Annotated in this window: 21 protein-coding genes; 14 read left to right on the top strand and 7 right to left on the bottom strand. The window is 71.4% G+C overall.

The annotated features are described in order from the left end of the window. Nucleotides 1-28: 28 nt before the first annotated feature. Nucleotides 29-1,342, bottom strand: coding sequence for an OmpP1/FadL family transporter (locus tag BM419_RS11620; protein ID WP_091926509.1), 1,314 nt, complete (start codon nucleotides 1,340-1,342; stop codon nucleotides 29-31). Between the two features lie 411 nt (nucleotides 1,343-1,753). Here BM419_RS11620 and BM419_RS11615 point away from each other — a divergent pair, with 411 nt between their 5' ends. The 3 genes from BM419_RS11615 (at nucleotide 1,754) to bioB (ending at nucleotide 5,016) form a co-directional block, all read left to right on the top strand. Next, the gene (locus tag BM419_RS11615) at nucleotides 1,754-2,638 is read left to right on the top strand and encodes a fumarylacetoacetate hydrolase family protein (RefSeq protein ID WP_056531450.1); all 885 of its coding nucleotides are present in this window, start codon (nucleotides 1,754-1,756) and stop codon (nucleotides 2,636-2,638) included. A gap of 217 nt (nucleotides 2,639-2,855) precedes the next feature. Continuing rightward, nucleotides 2,856-3,971, top strand: a complete 1,116-nt coding sequence (locus tag BM419_RS11610) for a methyl-accepting chemotaxis protein (RefSeq protein WP_280141962.1) — start codon at nucleotides 2,856-2,858, stop codon at nucleotides 3,969-3,971. A gap of 31 nt (nucleotides 3,972-4,002) precedes the next feature. After that, nucleotides 4,003-5,016, top strand: coding sequence for a biotin synthase BioB (gene bioB, locus BM419_RS11605; protein WP_091926507.1), 1,014 nt, complete (start codon nucleotides 4,003-4,005; stop codon nucleotides 5,014-5,016). A 35-nt stretch (nucleotides 5,017-5,051) separates the two neighbouring features. On the opposite strand, the gene BM419_RS11600 is transcribed toward bioB, so the two are convergent. The 4 genes from BM419_RS11600 to mnmA form a co-directional block, all read right to left on the bottom strand. After that, on the bottom strand, nucleotides 5,052-6,539 hold the full coding sequence (locus BM419_RS11600) for a sensor histidine kinase (RefSeq protein WP_020090826.1): 1,488 nt from the start codon (nucleotides 6,537-6,539) through the stop codon (nucleotides 5,052-5,054). A 210-nt stretch (nucleotides 6,540-6,749) separates the two neighbouring features. Then, nucleotides 6,750-7,553, bottom strand: a complete 804-nt coding sequence (locus BM419_RS11595) for a TVP38/TMEM64 family protein (RefSeq protein ID WP_020090827.1) — start codon at nucleotides 7,551-7,553, stop codon at nucleotides 6,750-6,752. Further along, nucleotides 7,550-8,203 carry a class I SAM-dependent methyltransferase gene (locus BM419_RS11590; RefSeq protein WP_056531444.1) on the bottom strand — a complete coding sequence of 218 codons (654 nt, stop codon included), beginning with the start codon at nucleotides 8,201-8,203 and terminating at the stop codon, nucleotides 7,550-7,552. Before BM419_RS11590 ends, BM419_RS11595 begins: the two co-directional genes overlap by 4 nt. A 25-nt stretch (nucleotides 8,204-8,228) precedes the next feature. Continuing rightward, nucleotides 8,229-9,383: a tRNA 2-thiouridine(34) synthase MnmA gene (gene mnmA / locus BM419_RS11585; RefSeq protein WP_020090829.1), complete on the bottom strand. Its 1,155-nt coding sequence runs from the start codon at nucleotides 9,381-9,383 to the stop codon at nucleotides 8,229-8,231. A gap of 239 nt (nucleotides 9,384-9,622) precedes the next feature. On the opposite strand from mnmA, the gene BM419_RS11580 reads away from it, so the two are divergent. From BM419_RS11580 to BM419_RS11545, 8 genes are all read left to right on the top strand, one after another. Then, nucleotides 9,623-11,179: a flagellar hook-length control protein FliK gene (locus BM419_RS11580; protein ID WP_091926506.1), complete on the top strand. Its 1,557-nt coding sequence runs from the start codon at nucleotides 9,623-9,625 to the stop codon at nucleotides 11,177-11,179. Nucleotides 11,180-11,268: 89 nt separating this feature from the next. Further along, nucleotides 11,269-11,955 carry a flagellar hook assembly protein FlgD gene (locus BM419_RS11575; protein ID WP_020090831.1) on the top strand — a complete coding sequence of 229 codons (687 nt, stop codon included), beginning with the start codon at nucleotides 11,269-11,271 and terminating at the stop codon, nucleotides 11,953-11,955. 91 nt (nucleotides 11,956-12,046) lie between these two features. After that, a complete protein-coding gene (locus BM419_RS11570; protein ID WP_007569077.1) occupies nucleotides 12,047-12,322 on the top strand; it encodes a CtrA inhibitor SciP in 276 nt (91 codons plus the stop codon). Nucleotides 12,323-12,691: 369 nt separating this feature from the next. Beyond that, nucleotides 12,692-14,323 carry a flagellar basal-body MS-ring/collar protein FliF gene (gene fliF / locus BM419_RS11565; RefSeq protein ID WP_091926505.1) on the top strand — a complete coding sequence of 544 codons (1,632 nt, stop codon included), beginning with the start codon at nucleotides 12,692-12,694 and terminating at the stop codon, nucleotides 14,321-14,323. A 25-nt stretch (nucleotides 14,324-14,348) separates the two neighbouring features. Beyond that, nucleotides 14,349-15,407, top strand: coding sequence for a flagellar motor switch protein FliG (gene fliG, locus BM419_RS11560; protein ID WP_020090834.1), 1,059 nt, complete (start codon nucleotides 14,349-14,351; stop codon nucleotides 15,405-15,407). After that, nucleotides 15,404-16,015 carry a FliH/SctL family protein gene (locus BM419_RS11555; RefSeq protein WP_020090835.1) on the top strand — a complete coding sequence of 204 codons (612 nt, stop codon included), beginning with the start codon at nucleotides 15,404-15,406 and terminating at the stop codon, nucleotides 16,013-16,015. The genes fliG and BM419_RS11555 overlap by 4 nt, the downstream gene beginning before the upstream one ends. Before the next feature lie 10 nt (nucleotides 16,016-16,025). Beyond that, nucleotides 16,026-16,358, top strand: a complete 333-nt coding sequence (fliN, locus tag BM419_RS11550) for a flagellar motor switch protein FliN (protein ID WP_012321962.1) — start codon at nucleotides 16,026-16,028, stop codon at nucleotides 16,356-16,358. 57 nt (nucleotides 16,359-16,415) lie between these two features. Then, the gene (locus tag BM419_RS11545) at nucleotides 16,416-17,777 is read left to right on the top strand and encodes a sigma-54-dependent transcriptional regulator FlbD (protein ID WP_091926504.1); all 1,362 of its coding nucleotides are present in this window, start codon (nucleotides 16,416-16,418) and stop codon (nucleotides 17,775-17,777) included. A gap of 112 nt (nucleotides 17,778-17,889) precedes the next feature. Here the strand turns inward: BM419_RS11545 and BM419_RS11540 are convergent, their stop codons facing one another. Both BM419_RS11540 and BM419_RS11535 read right to left on the bottom strand, forming a co-directional pair. Further along, a complete protein-coding gene (locus tag BM419_RS11540) occupies nucleotides 17,890-18,174 on the bottom strand; it encodes a hypothetical protein (protein WP_020090837.1) in 285 nt (94 codons plus the stop codon). Nucleotides 18,175-18,277: 103 nt separating this feature from the next. Further along, a complete protein-coding gene (locus BM419_RS11535) occupies nucleotides 18,278-19,588 on the bottom strand; it encodes a KpsE/RkpR family capsule polysaccharide export protein (protein WP_020090838.1) in 1,311 nt (436 codons plus the stop codon). 191 nt (nucleotides 19,589-19,779) lie between these two features. Here BM419_RS11535 and BM419_RS11530 point away from each other — a divergent pair, with 191 nt between their 5' ends. The 3 genes from BM419_RS11530 to fliP are packed head-to-tail and all read left to right on the top strand — an operon-like array spanning nucleotide 19,780 to nucleotide 22,131. Then, nucleotides 19,780-20,220 (top strand): hypothetical protein, encoded by a 441-nt coding sequence (locus BM419_RS11530; RefSeq protein ID WP_091926503.1) that lies wholly within the window; start codon nucleotides 19,780-19,782, stop codon nucleotides 20,218-20,220. A 55-nt stretch (nucleotides 20,221-20,275) separates the two neighbouring features. After that, nucleotides 20,276-21,343: a lysylphosphatidylglycerol synthase domain-containing protein gene (locus BM419_RS11525; protein ID WP_091926502.1), complete on the top strand. Its 1,068-nt coding sequence runs from the start codon at nucleotides 20,276-20,278 to the stop codon at nucleotides 21,341-21,343. Nucleotides 21,344-21,372: 29 nt separating this feature from the next. Further along, entirely contained in the window at nucleotides 21,373-22,131 is a 759-nt protein-coding gene (fliP, locus tag BM419_RS11520) for a flagellar type III secretion system pore protein FliP (protein ID WP_020090841.1), read from the top strand. Nucleotides 22,132-22,134 lie beyond the last annotated feature (3 nt).

The following is a 22,134-nucleotide window of genomic DNA, read 5'->3' as shown; positions in this document are numbered from 1 at the left end:
CAGCGACGGACGCGACCGGAGCTGCCCGTCAGTACTTCCGCACGAGCGGCGCCGGGGCCGGGGCGGGCGGCGCGCCGAAGACGTAGCGGAAGCCCACCGAGACGATGTCGGCGCTGGAATCCACCACGCCCGCGAAGGCGATGTTGCTGATGTTGTAGTCGCGGCCGATGCCCGCGAGGATCCGCGAGCGGTCCAGGAAGAAGTGCGAGTAGGCGAGGTTCAGCGTCAGCTGCTGGCTCCAGCGGTAGCTGGCGCCGACCGAGACGTTGTACCGGTCGCCGTCCGGCAGGCGCACCGAGCGGTTCCGGAAGTCGATGGGCGAGGTCTCGTAGGCGAAGCCGGTCCGCAGCGTCAGGTTCGGCGACGCGTCGTACTCGGCGCCGACCGCGTAGGTGAACCCGTCCTTGTAGTTGAGCGGCAGGTTGTTCACCGGCAGGCCGATCGTCTTCGACACGATGCCGATGGTGCCGAGCCTCGACCAGTTGTCCCACTCGAAGCCGAGATTCACCCGCGCCACCGGCGAGACCGCCTGGGTCAGGCCGACGCTCAGCTTCTCGGGCGTGTTCAGCTTGGCGCGGACCTGTCCGGCCAGCGGCGCCAGGGCGACGAGCGGGACGCCGATCGAGCCGTCGATGTCGTGGTGCACCGAGGAGCGGTAGCCGATGCCCAGCACGGTCCCGTCGCGGGGCGTGAGCGTGGCGCCGGCGGTGAAGCCCGCGCCCCAGGACTCACCCTTGAGGAAGGAGCTCGGATACGAGGTCGGCAGGATGCCGGGGATCGGCAGCGCCTGCCGCAGGGTCAGGCGGAAATACTCGATGTTCGGGCCGGCCGCGATCGAGAGCCACTCGTTGACCTTGAAGCCGATGACCGGGTTGATCGCCAGCGAGAAGATCCGCGACGAGCGACCGTAGACCTCGCCGGCCCACACGTCCCGCGGCTTGGTGACGAGGCCGAAGGGGGCGCCGGTCGAGAGGCCGAGCCACAGGCGGTCGTTCAGCTGGTACGAGGTCGCGCCCGCCGGCACGACGGCGCCCTGGCCGATATCGCCGGAGCCGCCCAGCCGCGCGAAGCCCGGATTGGTGCCGGCATCCGGACGGATCGTCGAGGAGAGGCCGATATAGGTGAAGTTCTGCTCCGCGACGAAGCCCGGGTTCATCGTGATCGTCGCGGGGTTCCAGAACATCGACGAGACGCCGCCCGACCCCGACGCCGCGCCCGCGAAGGCCAGCCCCTGGGCCTCGGTGCTCTGCTCCCGGATCCCGAACGCCCCCGCCTGCACCTGCCCGGCGCCGAGGACCACCGCCGTCGCCGCCAGCATCGCAGCGCGAACCGTCCCGCCCATCTCTTCCCCCAAGCCTTCGTTCTGCTGGGCGCCGTCGATTGTTCGAGACCCGTTATGCGGCGACCTTCCATGCATGGTGCCGGTTTCGGGTGCGGAACCGCAATGACCCCGACCATTTTCGGCACCGAGAGGAATAGTAGTAGATAAAGAGCGGTAAACGGCACCTTCACGAGCGAAAGCCCGTGATGATCGAGATTTTTCAGTCTTGATCCGAGCTGTCACACCGAGATGGCGACAGGAACAATATATCCGAACGTCGCCGACCCTGCACTTTTCCGCCGTCCTGTTGCCCTGCGGCGACACCCGGCGGACCGACACGCCGACGCGGCCGGCCTTGCACCCGGGTCGAGGCCCGGCCATGGTCCCGGCGTCCGGCGCAGACCGGTTCAGGGAAGGATGAGGAGTGCGGCCATGAAGCTCTTCCGGCACGGCCCGAGCGGCGACGAGAAGCCCGGCCTCGTGGATGCCAGCGGGGGGCTGCGCGACCTGTCGGGCATCGTGCGCGACATCGCCGGGCCGGCCCTCGCGCCCGACTCGCTGGCGCGGCTGCGCGCCCTGGATCCCGAGACCCTGCCGAAGCTGCCCCCGGACGTGCGCCTCGGCCCCTGCGTCGGCGGCACCCGGAACGTCGTCGCCATCGGCCTGAACTTCGCCGACCACGCCGAAGAGACCGGCTCGCCGATCCCCGCGGAGCCGATCATCTTCAACAAGGCTCCGTCCAGCCTGTGCGGGCCGAACGACACGGTCATCATCCCCAAGGGATCGCACAGCACCGACTGGGAGGTGGAGCTCGCCGTGGTGATCGGGCGGCGCGCCAGCTACGTCCACGCCAACGAGGCGCTGAGCTACGTTGCGGGCGCCTGCATCTGCAACGACGTCTCCGAGCGCGAGTGGCAGATGAACCGCGGTCCGACCTGGACCAAGGGCAAGAGCGCGCCGACCTTCGGCCCCCTCGGCCCCTGGCTGGTGACCCTCGACGAGATTCCGGACCTGAAGAACCTCGCCATGAGCCTCGACGTGAACGGCGAGCGCCGTCAGACCGGCTCGACAGCCACGATGATCTTCGACGTTCCCCAACTCGTCGCCTACGCGTCGCACTTCATGCTGCTGGAGCCGGGCGACGTGATCACCACCGGCACGCCGCCGGGCGTCGGCCTCGGCATGAAGCCGCCGCGCTACCTCAAGGCCGGAGACGAGATGGTCCTGCGCATCGACCGGCTCGGCGAGCAGCGGCAGAAGGTCATCGCCTTCGACGACTGGACCGCCAAGGTCTCGGCCGGCGAGCCGACGCACTGACAGTCGGGGCCGCCGCCCGAGCCCGGGCGGCGGCCCCGCGTCCAAGCAAGATCACCGCTATTGGCGAGCGCCCGGCACCCGCGACCGGCGGGTCCTATATACTTTCGATTGAATTATGAATTGATTTTAGTATTGTAAGTTATATCGCCGGTCTTAATCGGTTAAGACTGTATTATATTCTAGCTGTAAAATGCCCGCCTCGTCGATCGGGCCCGGCATGACTGCGAAAACTGATTTCCCCAATGACCGGACCTCCGGATCGGAGTCCGAGCCGCCGACGCTCAGGTCGATCGAGATCCTGGCCGATGCCGTCAAGCAAGCAGCGCAGGAGAAGACCGGCCGGATCCGGCGGATCACGGCGCAGACCAAGATCCTCGCCCTCAACGCGCTCATCGAGGCCGCGCGGGCCGGAGATGAGGGACGCGGCTTCGCGGTCGTCGCCCAGGAAGTGCGCGCCCTCGGCGAATCCGTGGACGTCATCGCCGGCGAGCTGGAGCTTCACCTGTCCGGCCGCATCGTCGAGCTGCAGCGCACCGTCGAGACGATGGCGGGCCGCGTCCAGGGAGAACGCCTGGTCGATCTCGCGCTCAACGCGGTCGAACTGATCGATCGCAACCTCTACGAGCGGACCTGCGACGTGCGCTGGTGGGCGACCGACGCCGCCGTCGTCGCCTGCGCGGCCGATTCCGGCCCGGCCGCGGCGGCCTTCGCGGGCGACCGCCTCGGCATCATCCTCTCGGCCTACACGGTCTATCTCGATCTCTGGATCTGCGGCCTGGACGGCCGCATCCTCGCGACCGGCCGCGCCGACCGCTACCTGGGACTGCAGGGCCGGAGCGTCGCGGGCGAAGCGTGGTTCCGGGAGGCGCTCGCCCTGGAGAGCGGCGACGCCTTCGTCTGCGCCGACGTGCGGCAGGAGGATGTGCTGGGCGGCGCGCAGGTCGCCACCTACGCGGCGAGCGTGCGGGCGGGCGGTCAGGCGACCGGCGCACCGCTCGGCGTCCTGGCGATCCACTTCGACTGGGCACCGCAGGCCCACGCCATCGTTTCGGGGATCCGGGTCGCGCCGGAAGATCGAGGGCGCACCCGCGCCCTGCTGGTCGATGCCGGCGGCCGGGTGCTGGCCGCCTCGGATCAGGTCGGCCTCCTGACCGAGCGGGTCTCCTGCCGGATGGACGGCGAGACGAGCGGAGTCGTGCGGGATCCGCGGTCGGGCACGGTCACGGCCTTCCATCGGACACCGGGATACGAGACCTATCGCGGGCTGGGCTGGTACGGCATGATCGTCCAGACCGACCCCTCGATGGGAGGTTCGGGCGCGAGGCCCGCTTGATTTCTGTCCGCCGATCCGGCTCAAACACCGCATGAGCGCGACTTCCCTCCCCGGTTCCCAGCAGCCCGACCTCGGCGACATCCGCCACGACTGGAGCGTGGCGGAGATCCGCGCGATCCACGACCTGCCGCTGATGGACCTCGTGTTCCGGGCCGCGCAGGTGCACCGCCGGCACAACGACCCCGCCGACATCCAGCGGGCCTCGCTCCTGTCGATCAAGACCGGCGGCTGCCCGGAGGATTGCGCCTACTGCCCGCAATCGGCCCATCACAAGGGCGCGGGCGTCGCGCGCGAGCGGCTGATGCCCGTGGAGACGGTGCTGACCGAGGCGGCCGCCGCCAAGGCCGCCGGCGCCCAGCGCTTCTGCATGGGCGCCGCGTGGCGCCAGCCGAAGGACGGCCCCGAATTCGACGCGGTGCTCGCCATGGTGCGCGGCGTGCGCGGCCTCGGCATGGAGGCCTGCGTGACGCTCGGCATGCTCACGCCCTCGCAGGCCGGACGCCTCGCCGAGGCCGGGCTGACCTCCTACAACCACAACCTCGATACCGGGCCGGATTTCTACGAGGACATCATCTCCACCCGCACCTACGATGAGCGCCTGCAGACCCTCGCGAACGTCCGCGAGGCCGGGATCGGCGTGTGCTGCGGCGGTATCGTCGGGATGGGCGAAGGTGTCACCGATCGCGCCGCGATGCTCCAGGTTCTGTCCAACCACGCCCCCCATCCGGAAAGCGTGCCGATCAACGCCCTCGTGGCGGTGCCCGGCACCCCGCTGGAGGACCAGCCGGCGGTCGACCCGTTCGATCTGGTGCGCATGTGCGCCACGGCGCGGATCGTGATGCCGCGCTCCCGCGTGCGGCTCAGCGCCGGCCGCAAGAGCCTCACCCGCGAGGCCCAGGTGCTGTGCTTCCTCGCCGGCGCCAACTCGATCTTCTACGGCGAGCGGCTGCTCACCACCGCCAATAACGGGCAGGACGACGACGCGGCGCTGCTGGCCGATCTCGGCATCCGGGTCGGGGAGCCCGTCAGGGCCGCGGCCGAGTAGCGGCAGCGGGGCACCGTCTCGCGGGTCCGGTCCCGTCAACCCTCCGGCAGCACGATCCGGAAGCGCGCGCCGCTCAGCCCCTCGGCCTCGCAATCGTCGAGGGTGAGGGTGCCGCCGTTGATCCCGATCAGCTCGGCGGCGATCGGCAGCCCGAGGCCCGTGCCACCGGACCGCATGGATCCCTGGAACGGCGCGAACAGGTTCTCCCGCGCGCGCGCCGGGAGACCGGGACCGTTATCGGCGACCAGGATCGTGACCCGGCCCGGTGCCGCGCGGGCGGCGACCACGCTCACGGCGGCCTCCGGCACGGCCGCCCCGTCCAGCGCCTGAACGGCATTGCGCACGAGGTTGGCCAGCGCCCGCCCGAGCTGCTCCGGATCGGCCTGAACGGAGAGATCGCCCGCCGCGACTTGGACGCTGACCGGATGCGCCGCCAGCGCGGCGAGATCCGGAAGCTCCGCGAAGACCGGTGCCAGCGGCGTGCTGGTGAGGAGCGGCGCCCGCTCGGAGACACGCCCGTAGGCGAGGGTCGCCTCGCAGAAGCGGATCGCGCGGGCCAGCGTCCCGACGAGGCGGGGGGCCACGCGCTGCACGGTCGGATCCTCGGTCCCCTCCAGGCGGTCGCCCAGGAGCTGCGCGCCGGTCAGCAGGTTGCGCAGTTCGTGGCTGATCTTGCTGACCGCCAAGCCCAGTTCGGCGAGTCGCCGCTTCTGCCGGAGCTGGTCGGCGAGGCTGCGCTGCATCCGCCCGAGCGCTCGCTCGGCCTGGCCGATCTCGTCGCTGCGGCGGGACGGCGCGATGATCCGCCCGGCATCCTCCGGATCGTCCGCGAAGGCCGTGATGCTGGTGGCGAGCCGCCGCACGGGGCGCACGATCAGCACCTGCAGCACCACGAAGACGAGACCGGCGGCGGCCGCCGCGATGATCAGCGAGGACACCAGCAGGCGCAGCGCGTAGTCGATCATCGCGGTGCGCAGCGGCGCCTCGTCGAGCAGGATCTCGACCCGGTCGAAGCCGATGCCGCCCTCCCCGACCACGCGGATCGGCTCGTGGACCGGCGCCACGAGGGTGCGCCACGCGCCCCGGATCGCCGACAGGGCGGTGACGTCGCGCAGGTCGACGGTGTCGGCGACCTGCTCGGGCATGGGCTCGATAGCGAGCAGACGCTGGGCGCCGCCGCCGCGGACGGCGATGGCGCGGGCGTTCACGCCGGCCAGGAGCCGGCTCTCGAGCGGCTCGGAGACCGGCTCGCCGGTCCGCCCGTCGAGCACCAGAGCGGCGACCTGCGCGGCCGCCAGGCGGTCGGACATCCATTCGATCCGGTAATTGGCCACCGCCGGCACGTAGGTCAGCACCTCGGCCACCACCACGAACGCGACGGTGACGAGGAACAGGCGCCCGGACAGGCCGAGGCGCGCGGTCCGCCGCTCGGGGACGTCGCGGGCCGGTGCGGGCGCCGGCGTCGCCGGTGCCGCGGCCTGATGGGACTCGAGGGACACGCCGGTCACGCTCCGCGCCGGCATCGCGGATGAGGATCGGCGGAGAGAGGATTGAGAAAGCTCGAGCCGGGTTCGGCCTTCGCGGGATACATGTTCGCAAGCCACAGATTCGCAGGCGGGAATACAGGCTCCCGGCGGCGAGCACTATACGACATCCCCCTCCAAGCGGTTGCACGCGCCCACAGACACCGAAAAACACAGCCGGCGGCGGATCGCCCGTCTCGGCGGCGCATCTCAGCCGCGTCGGGCGCGGCGGCTCAGCAGCATGCTGACCAGGGCGAAGACGGCCAACATCGCGAGACCTGCAACCATCTTGGGCGTGACCAGGGCGCGCAGGGTCAGGGCCTGGTCGCAGCCGCCCGCCCCCGTCGCGAGGCAGGCGGCCCTGGCGGCCTCGTGGGCGGCGACGACGTCCTCGATGCCCGCGCCCGTGGTGGCGTACACGACCGCGCCCGGCAGCAGCCCCAGGAACGTCGCGAGCACGAAGACCCGCATCTTCACCCCGAAGGCGGCGGGCGCGAGGTTGGTCACCCAGAACGGGAACAGCGGCAGGAGGCGGAGCACCGCGATGTAGCCGAAGGCGTCGCGCCGGAAGCCCTCGGCCAGCCCGGCGAGGCGCGTGCCGCCCATGCGCCGCAGCAGGTCGGCGCCGGGCCCGCGGCCGATCGCGAACACGATGGCCGCCCCGGTCGTGGCCGCACAGACCGCGGTGAGCGCCCCCGGCACGATGCCGAACAGGAAGCCGCAGACCATCGTGAGGATCAGCGTGGCCGGTACCGACACGACGACGGCCCCGACATAGAGGCAGTATGCCGCGACCAGCGCGCGGAGATACCCGGCCTCGACGAAGCCGCGCAGCCAGAGGCGGGACGCGAGCAGGCGGTCGAGGCTGAGGAGTTGCGCGGCTCCCGAGACCAGGACCACCGCCGACACCGTCAGGAGCAGCGCCAGCGGGAGCCAGCGCCGCAGGCGCTTCCAGCGCCCCTCGCGGTTCTCGACGCGGCCTTCGGCGACGGGGGCGTTGCCGGTCTCGCTCACCCGGGCTTGCGCATCCGCAGGATCTTGAAGAACCCGCCCGGGAAGGTCGGCTTCAATCCCAGGACCTCGACGCCGTTGCGCCGCGCCCAGGCCTCGATCCGCGTCGCCTTGAAGTCCGACGACCAACCGATCTTCGTGCAGAGCGGTGCCACGACCTCCTCGACCCGGGCCAGAGGGCCGTCGCTCTGGCCGAAATGGTTGGCGAGGACGATGCCGCCGCCCGGGCGCACCACCCGCAGGAACTCCGACATCGCGGCCTCGGGGTCGGGCACCAGGGTGATCAGGAACTGGGCCACGACGGCGTCGAAGCTCGCGTCGGCGTAGCCGAGGTGGCAGACGTCCATCACCTGGAGGCCCTTCACGTGGGCCAGGTTCCGGCGCCGGACCTTGGCGCGGGCGCGCTTGAGCATGTCCTCGGAGAGGTCGACGCCGCAGACGAAGCTGGCCTTCGGATAGTAGCCCAGCGCCAGCCCGGTGCCGACGCCGGCCTCCAGGATCCGCGGCCCGTGCTCGGCCGCCGCCTCGACGGCGGCGCGGGCCGCGGGCTCGGTGAGCTTGTCGTAGACCACGTCGTAGACGGGGGCCCAGCGGGCATAGGCCTTGCGCATCAGGGCCGTGCTCGGCCCGGCCATCTGCGGCTCGCTCAGCATCGTTCGAAGGTTCCAGAGGTTGAGATCAGGCGGCCTCGCGGGGCCGGGCCGACAACGCGTCGACACGCCGGATGGTGCCGCCGCCCAGGACCCGGGCCCGGGGGCCGTCATCCGCGTAGATCGCGCAGGCCTGGCCCGGCGACACGCCGTCCTCGGGCTCGGCGAGCACGACCTCGGCCGCGCCGTCCGGCCCGACCGTCAGCGTCGCCGGGCGCGGCGGACGGGTCGAGCGCACGCGGACCGCCACCGGCAGGTCGCGCACGGCCGCCACCGGCCCCTCGCCGAGCCAGTTGAGGTCCGAGAGGCGGATCCGGGTCGTGGCCAGCGCCGTGCGCGGCCCGACCACAACGCGGGCCGAGTCCGGCTCCAGCCGCACGACGTAGAGCGGCTCGGGCCCGGACAGGCCGAGGCCCTTCCGCTGGCCCACCGTGTAATGCACGATCCCGTCGTGCCGGCCGAGGACGTGGCCGGCGAGGTCGACGATCTCGCCGGGCCGCGCCGCGTCGGGGCGCAGACGCGCGATCACGTCGCTGTAGCGGCCCTGCGGCACGAAGCAGATGTCCTGGCTGTCCGGCTTCTCGGCGAGGGACAGGCCGAGATCCTTCGCGAGCGCGCGGGTCTCGGTCTTCTCCATTTCGCCCAGGGGGAAGCGCAGGAAGTCCAGCTGCTCCGCCGTGGTCGCGTAGAGGAAGTAGCTCTGGTCGCGGGCGGGATCGAGGGCGCGGTGGAGCGCGCGGCCGCCGCCCGGGAGCGCCCGGCTGGCCACGTAGTGGCCGGTGGCGAGCGCGTCGGCGTCGAGGTCGCGGGCGAGGCCCAGCAGGTCGCGGAACTTCACCGTGCGGTTGCACTCGACACAGGGGATCGGCGTCTCGCCCGCGAGGTAGCTCTCGGCGAACTTCTCGATGACTTCGTCGCGGAAGCGATCCTCGTAGTCGAGGACGTAGTGCGGGATGCCGAGATGCTCCGCCGCCGCCCGGGCGTCGTGGATGTCCTGGCCGGCGCAGCACGCGCCCTTGCGGTGGCTCGCCGCGCCGTGGTCGTAGAGCTGGAGCGTGACGCCGACCACGTCGAAGCCCTGCCGCTTCAGCAGGCCCGCGACCACGGAGGAATCGACGCCGCCCGACATGGCGACGACGACGCGCGTCTCGTGGGGGGCTTTGGGAAGATCGAGGGCGTTCATCGCGAGGGTCCGCAGCCGCCGGCCCGGAAGCTCCCTGGCTGCACGGGCCGTCTATAGCGGGACTTCGCCCGGCTTTCCAGGGCAGCGAGATCGGACACTCGGCAGATCCTGCCGGGCGGGCGGCAGCTTCGATCAGGTCCGACCCACGTGCTGCAAGCAGAGAACGAGATTTTTCAGAGACTTATCCGGCCGGCACGGTGGCGCGCGCCTTGCTGCTGTGCGGCCCAGAGGAGTCCGGAATGGCGAGCGGCGCGGCGGATCGTTTGGATGTCACCACGTGGATTCCGTCCGCGCGGAACGCGCAGGCGCAGCGTTCGGGCTGGGAGGCCGCGGGCGTGGCGGCCCGCGCCGGCAATTCCGCGCAGGACCGCTTCGGCGCCGCCCTGAGCGCGGCCCAGGCCCGCGACGACGCCGCGACGGCGCGGGCCAGCGCCGCCGATCAGCGCGACGTCGCCGCCTCGGCCCGCGCCCGTCAGGCCGACCTGCGCGATCAGGCCGACGCCGCGCGGCTGGCCGGCGACCGCGCCCGGGATGCGGCGCTTCAGACCGAGGCCCGGGTCGCGGACAAGAGGGTCAGCCTCGCCAAGCCGGCGGATGCGCCGGCCTCGGCCGCGCGGGCCGAGGGACCGCCCTCCGCCGCGGGCGCGCGCGCCGAGGCTCCGAAGGCGGGCGCGGCGCGCACCGCCGAGACCGGCCGAACGGGAGCCGCCGGGGAGCAGGATTCCGAGGCCGTCGCGGCCGGGCAGGATCCGGCCGCCGAGGCGGCCGGCACCGCAGGCCCCGAGGCCGACGCGGCGGTGCCGCCGCAGAAGGCCGAGGCCCCCGCGCAACCCGCGGCCTCGGGGCCGTCCGCCTCCCTTCTGGCCCTCATCGCCGCGCTGTCCGAGGGGGGCGGCGCGACCGGGACGGTCAAGACCGAGGCCGAGGCTGAGACGGATGCGGGTACCGGCACGGCACCAGCGCAGGACGGCTCGGCGGCTCTCTCCGGAACCGGCGCAGCCGCGGGCCCTTCCGGCACGAACGCTCAGGGCGGCGGCCGCGCGGCCGGGGCCGTCCCCAGCATCGCCGGGACCGCTCCGGCATTGGCGGGCGCCGGTCACGAACCCGGCAAAGTCGGACCGGGCAGCGTCCCGGTCGACAGCCTGACGGCCGGCGGCGCGGCGGCCGCGACGTCCGATGCGGCGGCCCAGGATTTCCTCACCGCCCTGACCGACGTTGGCCAGGGCGCAGGTCCGCTTCAGACGCTGCCCGCGGCGGCGCAGGGTGGTCCGGCGCCGCCCGCGACATCCGGCCAGGCCGTGGACACGACGCGCGCCGCCCAGGAGACCGCCGCGCCGACGCAGACCGCGTCGCTCCAGACCGACCCACCCATCCCGATCGGCCAAGTACCGATGACCATCGGCCTGAGGTCGCTGCGCGGATCCAACGAGTTCCAGATCCGGCTCGACCCGGCCGAGCTCGGGCGCATCGACGTCAAGCTGGAGATCGACAAGGCGCACGGCCGCGTCATGACCCACTTGGTGGTCGACCGGCCCGAGACCCTCGCGCTGCTCCAGCGCGACGCCGGCCAGCTGCAGCAGGCGCTGACCCAGGCCGGCTTCGATCCCTCGGCCGGCGGGATCAACCTGTCGCTGCGGGGCGACGGAAGCGCCCAGAGCGGCGGCAGCGGCGGTCAGCCGGGCGATTCCCCGCGCGGGGGCGGCACGGGCTGTTCGCGCGATCAGGCGGAAGCCCCGCACGAGGTCGCCCCGATCCGCGTCCTGCGCGGCTACGGCGGCCTCGACATGAGGATCTAGGCGGTACACGCGGCGCCCGCATCGCGGACCCACACAGACACGACGCGCATCCGGCCCCTGCGCCAGGACGCGGCACAGGAGAGATCAGCATGACGAGCGGTATATCGAGCCTGACGAGCACGACGAACACGACGGGCTCGTCCACGAGCAGCAGCGGCAACGCCACCGAGATCGCCAGCAACTTCACGCAGTTCCTGACGCTGCTGACCACGCAGCTCAAGAACCAGAACCCCCTCGACCCGATGGACACCAACCAGTTCACGCAGCAGCTGGTGCAGTTCGCCGGCGTCGAGCAGCAGCTCAAGACCAACGACCGCCTCGACAGCATCCTGAGCGCCTCGCAATCGGCGAGCTCGGCCTCGGCCACGAGCTACATCGGGAAGACCGTGTCGGCCGACGGCAGCGCCTCGCAGCTGTCCGGCGGCTCCGCCTCCTGGACGCTGAACCCGGCCCGGGCCGCCTCGAAGGCGGTGATCACGGTCCTGGACTCGAAGAGCAACGTCGTGGCCACGCAGACCACCGCGCTCAATGCCGGCAGCCAGACCTACACGTGGAACGGCAAGACCTCGGCCGGCCTGACCGCGCCCGACGGGAACTACTCGATCAAGGTGGCGGCCACGGATGCCACCGGCTCGAGCGTTTCGGTCGATACGAGCCTCACGGGCACGGTCGACGAGGTCGATCTCAGCGGAACGTCGCCGGTGCTGGTGATCGGTTCGCAGCGCGTGCCGCTGTCCAGCGTCCAGACCATCGGGTTGTCCACAAGTGGCACTTAACGAATCACATCCGAGTGACTCGCTTCAACATCTCTTAAGCGGGCACAAGTACCTTCAATGCTCGACAGGTCAGTCGAGTGTAGAGCGTATCATGACCGAACCGAGCCGCCCGAGAGTGAAGTACGTGATCGGGCCCGACGGCAGCCCCCTGACGATCGCGGACCTTCCGCCCCCGAGCACCCGTCGCTGGGTGATCCGGCGCAAGGCCGAGGTCGTGGCCGCGGTGCGCGGCGGTCTCCTCAGCCTGGAGGAGGCGTGCAAGCGCTACACGCTGACCACAGAGGAATTCCTCAGCTGGCAGTTCTCCATCGACCAGCACGGCCTCGCCGGCCTGCGGACGACCCGGATCCAGCACTACCGTCACTGATCCGCGGCGCCTGTGCCGGGCGCCCCTATCCCGGGACGCCGCCGGCGCTTCCGGGTCTCATCGAGGCCGCGGGTGCCGGACCCGGCGCGTCAGCGACTCTGGTCGAGGGACCCGCTTCGCGGCCCCGGACCGACGCGAAGGCCACCCGCCCGCAGCGACGACCTCAGACGGCGCCGAGGGGCTGGCCCGGTCGTATCCGAGGACTCACGAAGCCGCGTCCGGACCCCGGGCGCGGCTTCGGTCGTTCCGGCGCCCGCATCCGAGCCCGCGGGATGCCCCCGCATTAACGACCCGCTAACCACGACCTGGGCAATTTCTGCCGAGCGGGCCGCCGGGGTCCGCCAGCGTTAGAGTGCAGCGAATCCTCCCGTGAAGCCGGTTCTCGATCTCGTCACGAAGTTCGGACCGGCCCGAATCGCCGCCATGGCGGCGGTGACGCTGACGCTCATCGGCTTCTTCGCCTTCATCATCCTGCGGGTCTCGCGCCCCGACATGGGCGTGCTGTTCTCCGACCTGTCGATGCAGGACTCGGCCTCCGTGGTCCGGGAGCTGGACAGCCGCGGCATCCGCTACGAGACGCGGGGCGATGCCGGGCAGACGATCCTGGCCCCCCGCCCGGACCTCGCCAAGCTGCGCATGGACCTCGCCGGCAAGGGCCTGCCGACCCAGGGCGGCGTCGGCTACGAGATCTTCGACAAGGGCGACGCGTTCTCGTCCACCAACTTCGTTCAGAACGTGAACCACCTGCGTGCTCTGGAGGGCGAACTGGCGCGCTCGATCCGGGCGATCGGGCGGGTCCAGGCGGCCCGCGTCCATCTCGTGCTGCCGGAGCGCCGCCTGTTCGAGCGGGACCGGGAGAGCCCGAGCGCGGCGATCGTGCTGAAGCTGATGGGCGATCTCGATTCCGGGCAGGTCCGGGCGATCCGCCATCTCGTGGCCTCCGCGGTGGAGGGCCTCAAGCCCGAACGGATCTCGATCGTCGATGAGCGCGGCCGGCTTCTGGCCGACGGCGCCCGGGACGCCGCGGCCGACGTCGCCGGCGGGTTCGAGGACCGGCAGGTCGGCCTCGAACGGCGCCTGCGCGGCCAGATCGAGGACGTCGTCGCCGGCATCGTCGGCCCGGGCCGGGCCCGCGTCCAGGTCAACGCGGAACTGGACCTCAACCGGGTCGAGAGCCGCTCCGAGACCTTCGATCCCGAGAGCCGGGTCGTGCGCTCCGCCCAGACCCGCACCGAATCGGCGGTCACCGGCAATGCCGAGGGACAGGTCAGCGTCGGCAACGAGTTGCCCGGCGCCAATGGCGGCGACAAGACGCCGACGCCCAAGGACGCGACCAACAAGAACGAGGAAACCACCAACTACGAGATCTCCCGGGTCACCAAGACCGAGATCGCCGAGAGCGGCCGGATCAAGCGCCTGTCGGTCGCCGTGGTGCTCGACGGCGTCTACGCCACCGCTCCCGACGGCAAGCAGACTTACAGCCCGCGCACGCCCGCCGAGATCGAGAGGATCACCGCGCTGGTGCGCGGCGCCGTCGGCTTCGACAAGGCCCGCGGCGACCAGATCGAGGTGGTGAACCTGCGCTTCGCGGAGGCGCCGAGCGTGCCGCAATTCACCGAGCCCACGCTGATCCAGTCGCTGCTCGCCCCCACCAAGGAGGACGTGCTGCGCATGGCCGAGCTCGCCGTCCTGGCGCTGCTGACGCTCATCGTCCTGCTCACGGTGGTCCGCCCCCTGGTGCGCCAGGTGCTCGCGCCGGTCCCAGAGGCCCCGGTCCTGACGGCGTCCGGAATGGCGCTCCCCGGCGACGCCGCGGCGGTCGCGGGTCCGGGCCAGACCGTGACGGTCATCGACCGCGACAACCCGACCGCGCGGCTGATGGAGTTCGCCAAGATCAACGGCCAGGTCCAGGCCGAGACGGTCCAGCGCGTGGTCGACATGGTCCGGGCGAGCCCGTCCGAGACCGTCGAGGTGCTGCGCACCTGGATCCAGGAAGAGTGAAGCGTAGGGCGTCGAGGGCAACACGATGGCGGCAGGTGCGGCACTGGGTCTGGCGAACACGCTGGCGACGGCGGGCGGCGATTCGTTCGCGTCGATGCCCGGGCCGCAGCGCGCCGCCGCGCTCCTGCTGATGCTCGGGGAGGAGGAAGGCGCCCCGATCTGGCAGATGCTCGAGGAGGAGGAGATCAAGAAGGTCAGCGCCGCCATGGTCCAGCTCGGCACGCTGGAGGCGCAGACCGTCGAGAAGCTGATCATCGAGTTCGTGACCAAGCTCGGCAACAGCGGCGGCATCTCGTCGAACTTCGAGCGGACCGAGGCGCTGCTCCTCAAAATCTTCCCCAGCGATCAGGTCTCGCTGATCATGGCGGAGATCAAGGGCGCGTCGGGCAAGCGCGTCTGGGCCTCGATCGCCCAGGTCGACCCGGAGATCCTCGCGTCGTTCCTGCGCAACGAGTACCCGCAGACCGTGGCGGTGGTGCTGTCGCGGGTGCGCGCCGACTACGCGGCGAAGGTGCTCACCATCCTGCCGGAGGACTTCGCCATCGACGTCCTCAACCGGATGCTGCGCATGGAGACGGTGCAGAAGGAGGCGCTGCGCCACATCGAGGAGACGCTGCGGGTCGAGTTCGTGTCGACCATCGCCCAGACCCAGCGCCGCGACGCCCACGAGATGATGGCCGACGTGTTCAACGCCTTCGACCGGCAGACGGAGGGCCGCTTCCTCGCCGCCCTCGACCAGGCGAACCGCGGCTCGGCCAAGCGGATCCGCGAGTTGATGTTCACCTTCGAGGACCTGCTGAAACTCGATCCGGGCAGCGTCCAGACCTTGCTGCGCAGCATCGACAACGAGACCCTGTGCCGCGCGCTCAAGGGCGCCAACGAGCCGACCCGCGGCTTCTTCCTGAGGCAGATGTCGACCCGCGCGGCCAAGAACCTCACGGACGAGATGGCCTCGCTCGGGCCGGTCCGCCTCAAGGAGGTGGATGAGGCGCAGGCCAAGATGACCGAGATCGCCAAGGACCTCGCCGAGAAGGGCGAGATCATGATCGCCAAGAATAGCGCCGAGGAGGAGCTGGTCTATTGAGCGCCCAATCCGCCCGGAGCGCGAAGCCGTTCCTGTTCGAGACCGACTTCCGCAGCGGCCGCCCCAGCGCCGAGGCCCTGCGCGCCGCCGAGACCGCGGCCCGCTCCGAGGCCGAGGCCCATGCCCGCGGCATGCAGGAGGGCCGGGTCCAGGCCGAGGCGCAGGTCCAGGGCCGGCTCGCCGACGCCATGACCCGCCTGGCGCTCGCCGCCGCGGGCCTGATCGCCCAGGCCGACGCGCGCGACGCCGAGCGCGAGGCGCAGGCGGTCGAGGTGGCGATGCTGATCGCCCGCAAGGTCGCGGGCGACGCCCTCGACGCCGCCCCGCTCGCCGGCATCGGCGAGGCGGCCCGGACGGCGCTCCAGCACCTGCGCGGCGTGCCGCACTTGGTGGTGCGGGTGCACGACGGCCTGGTCGAGGAGGCCGAGACCCTGGTGAAGCGCCTCGCGCGCGAGCGCGGCTACGAGGGCCGGCTCGTGGTGCTGGGCGACCCCGACATGGCGGCGGGCGACGCCCGCATCGAGTGGGCGGACGGCGGCATCGTTCGGGAGCGCGCCCGCATCGAGGCGGCGGTGCTCGACGCCCTCGGCCTGCCGACGGGCCCGTGAGGAGATCCTGATGTCCGACGATTTCAGCCTGCCCCAGCTCGGCGAGCACGACACCGACTACGCCGCGGGCTCGATCCGCGACGCGCCCACCACCCCGAAGACCGCGGCCGACCTGGAGCAGCTCTTCGACGTGCCCGTGATGGTCTCGGCGGTGCTCGGCTCCGCCCGGATGCCGATCGGCGACCTGCTCCGGCTCGCGCCCGGCGCGGTGCTCGAACTCGACCGGAAGGTCGGCGAGGCGATCGACGTGTTCGTCAACAACCGGCTCGTGGCCCGCGGCGAGGTCGTCCTCGTCGAGGACCGGCTCGGCGTGACCATGACCGAGATCGTCAAGGGTGAGTGATTTTCAGCCGCGGACGCCGGTGTGCTGTCCGCGCGCGGGTTTTGAGAGGGACGAACCATGCGGCTCCTGATGATCGGGCGGCTCAACGGTGAGCTGATCACCGCCTCGAAGATCGCGATGCAGCGCGGCGCCGCCGTCACGCAGGCCGACGCCGTGCCGCAGGGCCTCACCGTCCTGCGCGCGCGGGGCGCCGATCTCATCATGATCGACGTGGGTCTGCCGATCCGCGACCTCGTCACCGCGCTGGAGGGAGAGCGGATCCGCACGCCGGTGGTCGCCTGCGGCGTCTCGGCGGACGCCTCGGCCGCCGTGGCGGCGATCCGGGCGGGCGCCAAGGAGTACATCCCGCTCCCGCCCGATCCCGAGATGATCGCGGCGGTGCTGGAGGCGGTTGCCACCGACCGCGCCGCTTTCGTCTGGCGCGATCCGTCCATGGAGCGGGTGGTCAAGCTCGCCGAGCAGGTCGCCCGCTCCGAGGCCTCGGTGCTGATCACCGGCGAGAGCGGCACCGGCAAGGAGGTGCTGGCCCGGCACGTTCACCAGAAGTCCAACCGGGCGGGCAAGCCCTTCGTCTCGGTGAACTGCGCGGCGATCCCCGAGGCCCTGCTCGAATCCGAGCTGTTCGGCCACGAGAAGGGCGCGTTCACCGGCGCGGTCGCCCGGCGCATCGGCCGGTTCGAGGAGGCCAACGGCGGCACGCTGCTCCTCGACGAGATCTCCGAGATGGACGTGCGCCTGCAGGCGAAGCTGCTGCGCGCCCTGCAAGAGCGGGTCATTGACCGGGTCGGCGGGACCGCCCCGGTGCGGGTCGACATCCGCGTGCTCGCCACCTCGAACCGCAACCTCGCCGAGGAGGTCCGCAAGGGCACGTTCCGGGAGGACCTGCTCTACCGGCTCAACGTCGTCGGCCTGCGGATCCCGCCGCTGCGCGAGCGCCCGGCCGACATCCTCGAACTCGCCACCCACTTCGCCCGGAAATACGCCGCGGTGAACGGGATGCCGGTCCGCCCGCTCTCCGCGGAGGCCCGGGCGCTCGTGCTGCGGAACCCGTGGCGCGGCAACGTGCGCGAGTTGGAGAACACCCTGCACCGGGCGGTGCTGCTCGCCTCGGGCGACGCGATCGGCCCGGAGGCGATCCTGTCGCCCGAGGGCGAGACCTTCGCGGTCGAGGGGCCGGCCGCGCGCGCCGCCCAGGTCGCCGAGGCCGCCACCCGCGGGCTGGTGGGCCGGACCGTGGCGCAGGTCGAGTGCGACCTGATCCTCGACACGCTGGACCACTGCCTCGGTAATCGGACCCACGCGGCCAAGATCCTCGGCATCTCGATCCGGACCCTGCGCAACAAGCTCAACGAGTACGTGTCGGCGGGCCTCGACGTGGCCGAGCCCGGCAGCGTCCGGGCGAGCGTCGCCTGCGGCTGACGCGCATCCACGGAGCGGCCCCGGCGCGGACGCGCCGGACGACGGCGAACGTCACGGATGTGAAGGGCAGGGCGTACTCGTGCCGTAACGGGGGCGGACCGGCGGTGACGCCCTAGCGCCGCCCGCTCTGGGCCGCCTTGTGGGCTTCGGCCTGGGCCGCGAAAGCCGCGTCAAGCTTGCGCAGGGATTCGTAGCGGGCGACGTCGCCCTCGACGTCGCGGATCGTCTCCTCAACGAGGTGGCGCTGGAGGGCGACCCGCGGGTCGTCCGGCGGGAACGCCTCCCGCTCCTGCAGCCGGAGCACGGCCTGCCGCACGACCGTGTAGACCGCCTCGCGCTCCTCACGGGTCATCGACGGCTGGATCGCCTTCGCGACGAGATCGGAGAAATCCGACATGGACCGTTAGACTTCGCTCATCCAGGTGCGCCCGGTTGGCCGGGCCGCCTCCCTCTACAGATCGCGCGGCCCGGGATCCAGATCCCGGGAGCCGCGGATGCCGCTACATCCTCTGGTCGCGGATGCCGGCGATCAGCAGCGCGGACGAGCTCCAGATCACCAGGAAGCAGAAGAACGACACCAGGAGGGAGTGGCCCCGCTCGGGATAGAGGCTGTCTGTCGGCAGGACCGGCGGCACGAACGTGGCCAGGAAGATGTGCTGCTTGCTCGCCGAGATGCGCGCCCGGTCGAGCAGGCTGTGGGCCGATTCCTCCAGCTTCTCGGCGATGGTCCGCTCGACCAGCAGGCCCTCGTACTGGAGCAGCGCCTCGGTCATGTTCTGGCCGCCGGCGGCGGCGTTGGCGCTCGTCAGCTCGTCCTGGAGCGACTTCATCTGCTGGTCGATGGCCGCGATGTTGGCCACCAGCGTCTGGATCGAGCGCGAGCGCTCGTCGAGGCTGGAGCCGCGCAGGACCTGCAGGTCGTTCTCGGCCTTGAGCTTGTCCTTCCGCAGCAGGGTCAGCGTGGTCAGCGTGCCCTCGGCGGTCTTGATCGGATCGATCACACCCCACTGATTGCGGAATGCCTGCAGCGCCACGTGCGCCTTGCGCAGCCGGTCCTGGGCGACCTTCGCGTCGGCCTCGGCCTGGGCGACCATGTCGGCCTGGGCGCGCTTGGAGATGTCGTTGATCAGCGCCTCGGAGCGCGACACCACCGCCTGGGCGATGGTCAGGGCGTCCTCGGGCGTGAAGGCGCGTACGGACAGACGGATCACACCCGAGATCGAGTCGATATGCGCCTCGACGTGCTTGCGCCAGTATTTGGTCAGGTCCTCGATCGGATCACTGGGGTCGAAGCGAGCCCAGAAATCCGCCTCGGATCGCGAGAACATCTTGGAGATGCCGATACTCTTCTCGAGCGCCTCGACCAGCGTCTGGCTGTTGATGTAGTCGCGGACGATGAAGCTGTCCTGGCTGTTGTGCTTCTGGATGAGGTTCGTGTACTGGCCGAGCGAGATGTTCTCCATCGGCTCGACGTTGCCGCGGACCGCGAACTGGGCTTCCGCAACGTACTGATTGGACGCGAACGCGAACAGGTACAGGCCGACCACCAGGGTCGGCAGGAGCACGAACAGACCGACGCGGCGGATGATCCGCGCGCCGTAGGTCGAAGTGTCCTCCTCGCGGGGACGCAGGCCCGGCAAACGGCTCCAGTCGAGGCGCTGCCGCACTGTCGCCACGAGGGCCCGGGCGGTCCGCTTCTCCGGCACCGGCCGGATCGTCTCCGCGCTGCGCCGCAGCTCCGTCATGGTCGGAGCGGCGAACGTCACGATCTCGCCTTCGCGCGTGTCGTCCTTGACGTCGTCGAAGCTCATCCGCTCTTTGTTCCTGGGTCTGCGCCGGTTCCGCTGCCGCGGCGCCGGCCGAGGGGCGGCCCGTGCGCGGTTACCGGAATCCCGTTCTTTTAGGCCCTTTTTATGGCGCCCGGCCCGCCCGCCACCCGGCTGCTGCACCGCGGCGACGGGCGCCGTAGCCCGAGGCCGGTATCGCGTCCTACAGTCTCCGAATGATGACAGAACCGCGTGCCGCGGCCCCGGATGGCTCCCCTGATGGCTGCCCGACCGGCCGCACGGCCAAGACCAAACTCTCCGAGATCGTCGTCGTCTGCTCGAAATGCGCGAAGCGGCAGGGCCTGCGCGGGCGGGACCTCCGCGCGCTGCTGAAGAAGGCCGGGAAGCGGGCCGCCCGCGACGGCGGCGGACGCCGGCGGAAGTTGTGCATCGTGGAATCGGGCTGCCTCGGCCCCTGTCCGAAGCGCGCCGTGGCGGTCGCGACCGGCGCGAGCCTGGCCGAGGGCCGGGTCGTCCTGCTCGATCCCGCCGCCGGGCCCGCCGAGGCGCTCGCCGCGGTGCTCAAGCCCGTCCTGCCGCGTCGCAGGGTCCCCGAATTCGGCCCCAATACCGCTCTAGCGGCGATACCACCCGACGAATCGCCGCCGGTCCGCTGACTGGCACAACTTGGAGCGCGCTCTTGCCCGCCTCTCGACGCGAGGCCCGCACACCGTGACCGGCGACCCTGTTTCCCGGAAGCGGCGGGCGGCCCACGCCGTGCTGCGTCGCCTGCCGCTGTTCGGCACCCTGATCGGCCTCGGCCTCGCCGTCTGGCTCGTGGCGACCAACGATCTCGCCGCGGTGGCCGCGGCCTTCGGACGGATCGGCGTGGCGGGCTTCGCCGGCGTCACGCTGGTGCGGATCGTGGTGATCCTGCTCTGCGGCCTCGCCTGGGCGCGCATTCTCGACGGGCTGGCGCCCGCGACGGCTTCGGCCTGCATGATCCTGCGCTTCGTCCGGGAAGGCATCAACGTGCTGCTGCCCGTGGCCTCGGTGGGCGGCGACGTGCTGGGCGCCCGCCTCCTCACCTTCTGGGGCGTCGCCGGCTCCCTGGCGGCCGCCTCCGTGCTGGCCGACATGCTGTTTCAGGTGGGAACGCTCGCCCTGTTCGCGGGCCTCGGCGCCGGCCTCCTGAGCCGGGTCGAGGGCGCCGAGGCGGCCGCCCTCGCCAGCTGGACGCTGCGGACGCTCGTCGTGGCCGGGCTGGCGGTGGCGGCCTTCTTCGCCTTCCAGCGGACCGGCATCGTGCGAGTGCTTGAGGATCGCCTCGCCGCCCTCGGCCGGCGCTTCGTGCGCGACGCCGAGGCGCGCCCCGAGCCGAACCGCCGGATCCAGGGCGCCCTCGACACGGTCTGGTCTCCGGGCCGCCGGGGCCACCTCGCTCAGTCGTTCGCGCTCCACGCCCTGGCCTGGCTGCTCGGCACGGTCGAGGTCGCGGTCGTCCTCGCCTGCATCGGCGTGGACCATGTCGGCTGGGCCGACATTCTCGTGATCGAGGCGCTGAGCCAGGCGATCAAGGCCGCCGCCTTCGTGGTCCCGAGCGGCCTCGGCGTCCAGGAGGGCGGACTGGTGCTGGTCTGCGGCCTGTTCGGCATAGACCCGGGGACTGCCCTCGCCCTGTCGCTCGCGCGCCGCGTGCCCGACGTGGTGCTCGGCCTGCCGGCCCTCCTCGTCTGGCAGAATCTCGAGGCCCGCCGCGCCGGCGTTCGCCCGGCCACACCCACCTGCGACCGTCCGTGACCCGAGACCTTCCCGTGCCGACACGCCCGATGCGCCAGGTCCCGAATCTGCGCCTGCCGCCGGTCGCGCTCGCCGCACTGGTCGCGCTGGCCGGCGGAGTGCTCGCCGCCGGTCCGGCCCTCGCGCAGAGCGTCACCCTCGATCTCGGTGCCGGCGGCACCACCGAGCGCGCCCTCCAGCTCGTGGCGCTGATCACCGTCCTGGCGGTGGCCCCCTCGGTGCTGGTGATGGCCACGGCTTTCACCCGCATCGTCGTCGTGCTGTCGATCCTGCGGTCGGCGCTGGGTACCCAGACGGCGCCGCCGACAGCGGTGCTCGTCAGCCTCGCGCTGTTCCTGACCGCCTTCGTGATGGCCCCGACCGGCCGCGCCGCCTACAGCGCCGGTATCGAGCCGCTGATCGCCGGCCGGATCACGCAGGCGCAGGCGTTCGAGCGCGCCTCGGCGCCGTTCAAGACCTTCATGCTGCGCAACGTCCGCGAGAAGGACCTGAAGCTGTTCCTCGACCTCGCCAAGGTGCCGACGCCGAAGGGCCCCGAGGATGTCGGCCTGGAGATCGTCACGCCGGCCTTCATGATCTCGGAGCTGCGCCGCGCCTTCGAGATCGGCTTCCTGCTGTTCATCCCGTTCCTGATCATCGACCTCGTGGTCGCCTCGGTGCTGATGGCGGTCGGCATGATGATGGTCCCGCCGGCCACGGTCGCGCTGCCGTTCAAGCTGATCTTCTTCGTGCTGGTCGACGGCTGGACCCTGGTGGCCGGCTCCCTGGTCCAGAGCTACGGCGGCTGACGG

It is taken from the genome of Methylobacterium sp. yr668 (assembly GCF_900116245.1).
In the GTDB taxonomy this organism is placed as follows: Bacteria; Pseudomonadota; Alphaproteobacteria; order Rhizobiales; family Beijerinckiaceae; genus Methylobacterium.
This window is presented reverse-complemented; position numbering and strand designations above follow the sequence as displayed.

What these genes read in the sequence shown, in the direction of transcription:
- BM419_RS11615 (WP_056531450.1), top strand. Translation starts at nt 1,754, where the DNA reads ATGAAGCTCTTCCGGCACGGCCCGAGCGGCGACGAGAAGCCCGGCCTC.
- BM419_RS11545 (WP_091926504.1), top strand. Translation starts at nt 16,416, where the DNA reads ATGCGGCTCCTGATGATCGGGCGGCTCAACGGTGAGCTGATCACCGCC.
- BM419_RS11540 (WP_020090837.1), bottom strand. Translation starts at nt 18,174, where the DNA reads ATGTCGGATTTCTCCGATCTCGTCGCGAAGGCGATCCAGCCGTCGATG.
- BM419_RS11610 (WP_280141962.1), top strand. Translation starts at nt 2,856, where the DNA reads ATGACTGCGAAAACTGATTTCCCCAATGACCGGACCTCCGGATCGGAG.
- bioB (WP_091926507.1), top strand. Translation starts at nt 4,003, where the DNA reads ATGAGCGCGACTTCCCTCCCCGGTTCCCAGCAGCCCGACCTCGGCGAC.
- BM419_RS11580 (WP_091926506.1), top strand. Translation starts at nt 9,623, where the DNA reads ATGGCGAGCGGCGCGGCGGATCGTTTGGATGTCACCACGTGGATTCCG.
- BM419_RS11590 (WP_056531444.1), bottom strand. Translation starts at nt 8,203, where the DNA reads ATGCTGAGCGAGCCGCAGATGGCCGGGCCGAGCACGGCCCTGATGCGC.
- BM419_RS11535 (WP_020090838.1), bottom strand. Translation starts at nt 19,588, where the DNA reads ATGAGCTTCGACGACGTCAAGGACGACACGCGCGAAGGCGAGATCGTG.
- BM419_RS11620 (WP_091926509.1), bottom strand. Translation starts at nt 1,342, where the DNA reads ATGGGCGGGACGGTTCGCGCTGCGATGCTGGCGGCGACGGCGGTGGTC.
- fliG (WP_020090834.1), top strand. Translation starts at nt 14,349, where the DNA reads ATGGCGGCAGGTGCGGCACTGGGTCTGGCGAACACGCTGGCGACGGCG.
- fliN (WP_012321962.1), top strand. Translation starts at nt 16,026, where the DNA reads ATGTCCGACGATTTCAGCCTGCCCCAGCTCGGCGAGCACGACACCGAC.
- BM419_RS11570 (WP_007569077.1), top strand. Translation starts at nt 12,047, where the DNA reads ATGACCGAACCGAGCCGCCCGAGAGTGAAGTACGTGATCGGGCCCGAC.
- mnmA (WP_020090829.1), bottom strand. Translation starts at nt 9,383, where the DNA reads ATGAACGCCCTCGATCTTCCCAAAGCCCCCCACGAGACGCGCGTCGTC.
- BM419_RS11530 (WP_091926503.1), top strand. Translation starts at nt 19,780, where the DNA reads ATGATGACAGAACCGCGTGCCGCGGCCCCGGATGGCTCCCCTGATGGC.
- BM419_RS11575 (WP_020090831.1), top strand. Translation starts at nt 11,269, where the DNA reads ATGACGAGCGGTATATCGAGCCTGACGAGCACGACGAACACGACGGGC.
- fliP (WP_020090841.1), top strand. Translation starts at nt 21,373, where the DNA reads ATGCGCCAGGTCCCGAATCTGCGCCTGCCGCCGGTCGCGCTCGCCGCA.
- BM419_RS11600 (WP_020090826.1), bottom strand. Translation starts at nt 6,539, where the DNA reads ATGCCGGCGCGGAGCGTGACCGGCGTGTCCCTCGAGTCCCATCAGGCC.